This is a genomic window from Pseudomonas sp. BN417, from assembly GCF_029871205.1.
Lineage (GTDB): Bacteria > Pseudomonadota > Gammaproteobacteria > Pseudomonadales > Pseudomonadaceae > Metapseudomonas.
The window spans coordinates 1-3,622 of the sequence record NZ_SSOJ01000094.1; the positions used below are offsets into that span (position 1 = coordinate 1).

General features: G+C 63.7%; 5 protein-coding genes. All 5 read right to left on the reverse strand.

Annotated elements, in window-relative coordinates; genetic code table 11:
* Positions 1-994: cbb3-type cytochrome c oxidase subunit I (locus tag E8F11_RS11795; RefSeq protein ID WP_280289018.1), on the reverse strand; the 994-nt coding region annotated here is incomplete at its 3' end.
* 434 nt (positions 995-1,428) lie between these two features.
* Positions 1,429-2,364 (reverse strand): cytochrome-c oxidase, cbb3-type subunit III, encoded by a 936-nt coding sequence (gene ccoP, locus E8F11_RS11800; RefSeq protein WP_280289019.1) that lies wholly within the window; start codon positions 2,362-2,364, stop codon positions 1,429-1,431.
* Positions 2,361-2,528 carry a cbb3-type cytochrome c oxidase subunit 3 gene (locus tag E8F11_RS11805; RefSeq protein ID WP_280289020.1) on the reverse strand — a complete coding sequence of 56 codons (168 nt, stop codon included), beginning with the start codon at positions 2,526-2,528 and terminating at the stop codon, positions 2,361-2,363. Before E8F11_RS11805 ends, ccoP begins: the two co-directional genes overlap by 4 nt.
* 5 nt (positions 2,529-2,533) lie before the next feature.
* Positions 2,534-3,145: a cytochrome-c oxidase, cbb3-type subunit II gene (gene ccoO, locus E8F11_RS11810; RefSeq protein ID WP_280289021.1), complete on the reverse strand. Its 612-nt coding sequence runs from the start codon at positions 3,143-3,145 to the stop codon at positions 2,534-2,536.
* A gap of 11 nt (positions 3,146-3,156) precedes the next feature.
* On the reverse strand, positions 3,157-3,622 hold a 466-nt coding region (locus E8F11_RS11815), incomplete at its 5' end, for a cbb3-type cytochrome c oxidase subunit I (protein ID WP_280289022.1).

Here is a 3,622-nt window from a genome sequence, read left to right on the forward strand (position 1 = left end):
TCTTGATGGCCATCATCGGGCCTTCGAAGGTGGACATGCCGTAGAAGGCCAGGGACACCACCAGGAAGCGCAGGATGGGGTCGGAGCGCAGCTTATGCCAGGCACCGGACAGGCTCATCATGCCGTTGATCATGCCACCCCAGCTCGGCGCCAGCAGGATCAGGGACATGGCCATGCCGAGGGACTGGGCCCAGTCCGGCAGGGCGGTGTAGTGCAGGTGGTGCGGACCGGCCCAGATGTACAGGGTGATCAGCGCCCAGAAGTGCACGATGGACAGGCGGTAGGAGTAGATCGGACGCTCGGCCTGCTTCGGCACGAAGTAGTACATCATCCCCAGGAAGCCGGTGGTCAGGAAGAAGCCTACGGCGTTGTGGCCGTACCACCACTGGATCATGGCGTCGGTGGCGCCGGCGTACATGGAGTACGACTTGAAGGCGTATACCGGCATTTCCATGCTGTTGACGATGTGCAGCATGGCGGTCACCAGGATGAAGGCGCCGAAGAACCAGTTGCCCACATAGATGTGCTTGGTCTTGCGCTTCATGATGGTGCCGAAGAAGACGACGGCGTAGGTGATCCAGACGATACCCAGGAGGATGTCGATCGGCCACTCGAGCTCGGCGTATTCCTTGGAGGAGGAGTAACCCAGCGGCAGGGTGATGACTGCCAGCACGATCACGGCTTGCCAACCCCAGAAGGTGAAGGCGGCCAGACTGTCGGATACCAGGCGGGCCTGGCAGGTGCGCTGCACCACGTAGTAGGAAGTGGCGAACAGGGCGCATCCGCCGAAGGCGAAGATCACCGCGTTGGTATGCAGGGGACGCAGGCGGCCGAAGCTGGTCCAGGGCAGGTTCAGGTTGAGTTCCGGCCACACGAGTTGTGCGGCGATGAACACGCCTAGACCCATCCCTATGACCCCCCAGATCACCGTCATAATGGCGAACTGGCGGACCACCTTATAGTTATAAGCAGTCTGACTGATTGCTGTGCTCATGCTAGGGGTTCCACGGTTAATGGAGTTTTTTGGGGACAAAAAATCGGCGGCAAGTATGGAGAAAGCGGGTGGCCATTGCAACGACACAAGCCGACACAATCCGGGGCCTGGAGCCCTCTGGACAAGGTTTTGCGGCTGTGCTGGCGAGTCTTCCCGCAGGGCCGTCGAGGCCTGATGCGATGCGTGAGCGGGGGATCGCCTTAGGAGTTGTGACGGGTGGCGACTGCAGAGCAGCTTAGCCGATGTCAAAGCAGGAGGGGTGCTACTGGTCGGGGAGGTGCGACACTGAGTCGCACTATATAAAGGAAGGGGTGGACACTTCCCTGTGTCCGGGGCACCCGGCTCAGGGTGCCGTTTCGCGCGGCGTGCAGTTCGGCCCGAGGGCCTGGCTGCCTGGTTGGGGCGGCGCTTCCCTGCGCCACCCCGACTTCCTGCTATTGGGTGGCCAGCGCCTCATCCTTGTGGGACAGGCTGTAGATGTAGGCCGCCAGTATGTGGACCTTGTCCTGGCCGAGGTACTCCTGCTGGGCAGGCATCTGGCCATTGCGGCCGTGACGGATGGTCTGTTGCAGCTGGGCCAGGCTTGAGCCGTAGATCCAGCCGGACGGATGGGTCAGGTCCGGGGCGCCCATGACGGCGGTGCCCTTGCCTTCGGCGCCGTGGCACGCGGTGCAGGTGGTAGCGAACAGCGCCTTGCCGGACTCCAGGTCGGCCTGGGTGCCTTCCGGCAGCTTCAGTCCGGCCAGGTCCTGGCGCACATAGGCGGCGACGTTCTTCACCCCCGCGTCGCCCAGCACTTCACCCCAGGCCGGCATGGCCGCCATGCGCCCGTGGAGGATGGACGCCTTGATAGTTTCCGGCTCGCCGCCCCAGCGCCAATTGGTGTCGGTGAGGTTGGGGAACCCCAGGGCGCCCTTGGCATCCGAGCCGTGGCAGATGGAGCAGTAGGTGGCGAACAGGCGGCCGCCCATCTTCACGGCCTGCGGGTCCTTGGCCACGTCCTCGATGGTCATGGCCGAGTAGCGGGCGAAGATCGGCTTGTACTGGCGTTCGGCCTTGTCCACCTCGCGCTGCCACTGGGTCTCCTGGGTCCAGCCATCGGCGTAGCCGGGGAAGATTCCCTTCCAGTTGCCCAGGCCGGGGTAGACCACCAGGTAGCCGGCGGCGAACACCAGGGTGCCGATGAACAGCATGAACCACCACTTGGGCAGCGGGTTGTCGTATTCCTCGATGCCGTCGAAGGCGTGTCCCATGGTCTGGTCCGTGGTGCCCTTGGACTCGCCCTTGCGGGTAGCGAAGATCAGCCAGACCAGCGCCAGCAGGGTAAAGATGGTGAGCAGGGATATGTACCAGCTCCAGAAAGTGGTCATTCGCGGGTGCTCCTAGAATCGTTCCGGTCATCGTCGGCGAAGGGCAGGTTGGCGGCTTCGTCGAAGCGGCTCTTGCGCTTGCTGCTGTAGGCCCAGAGCACGACGCCGATGAAGGCGACGAAGACTACGAGGGTGCCTATGCCGCGCAGGGTTCCGATATCCATGGCTCCTACCTCTTGCTTTTCAGGCTGGTGCCCAGCACCTGCAGGTAGGCGACCAGGGCGTCCATTTCGGTCTTGCCCTTGACCGCCGCCTGGGCGCCGGCGACGTCCTCGTCGCTGTAGGGCACGCCGAGCTGCTGCATGGCGCGGAGTTTGGTGGCGGTGTCCTTGCCGTCCAGGCTGTTTTCCACCAGCCAGGGGTAGGCAGGCATCTTGGACTCCGGTACCACGTTGCGTGGGTTGTACAGGTGCGCGCGGTGCCAGTCGTCCGAGTAGCGGCCACCGACACGGGCCAGGTCCGGGCCGGTACGCTTGGAGCCCCACAGGAAGGGGTGGTCCCAGACGCTTTCGCCGGCGACGGAGTAGTGGCCGTAACGCTCGGTTTCGGCGCGGAAGGGGCGGATCATCTGCGAGTGGCAGCCGACGCAGCCTTCGCGGATGTAGATGTCGCGGCCTTCGAGCTGCAGGGCGGTGTAGGGTTTCATGCCCTCCACCGGGGTATTGGTCACGTCCTGGAAGAACAGCGGCACGATCTGCACCAGGCCACCAATGCTCACGGCGATCACCATGAACAGGGCCATCAGGCCGACGTTCTTCTCGATGATTTCATGCTTTTTCATCTCTCGGCTCCTCAGGCGATCTGGGCGATGGCGTCGTATTCGGCCGGCTTGGAGGCGCGCACGGTGCGCCAGGTGTTCCAGGCCATGAGGAGCATGCCGCTGAAGAAGATGGCGCCGCCGATCACCCGCACGACGAAGCCTGGGTGGCTGGCTTCCAGTGCCTCGACGAAGGAGTAGGTGAGGGTGCCGTCCTCGTTCACCGCGCGCCACATCAGGCCCTGGGTGATGCCGTTGACCCACATCGAGGCGATGTAGAGCACGGTGCCGATGGTGGCCAGCCAGAAGTGCGCGTTGATCAGGCCAAGGCTGTGCATCTGCTCGCGGCCGAACACCTTGGGAATCAGATGGTAGAGCGAGCCGATGGAGACCATGGCCACCCAGCCCAGCGCCCCGGCGTGTACGTGGCCGATGGTCCAGTCGGTGTAGTGGGACAGGGCGTTGACGGTCTTGATGGCCATCATCGGGCCTTCGAAGGTG

Coding starts and splice junctions, on each gene's coding strand:
- ccoP (WP_280289019.1), bottom strand. CDS start 2,364: ATGACCACTTTCTGGAGCTGGTACATATCCCTGCTCACCATCTTTACC.
- E8F11_RS11805 (WP_280289020.1), bottom strand. CDS start 2,528: ATGGATATCGGAACCCTGCGCGGCATAGGCACCCTCGTAGTCTTCGTC.
- ccoO (WP_280289021.1), bottom strand. CDS start 3,145: ATGAAAAAGCATGAAATCATCGAGAAGAACGTCGGCCTGATGGCCCTG.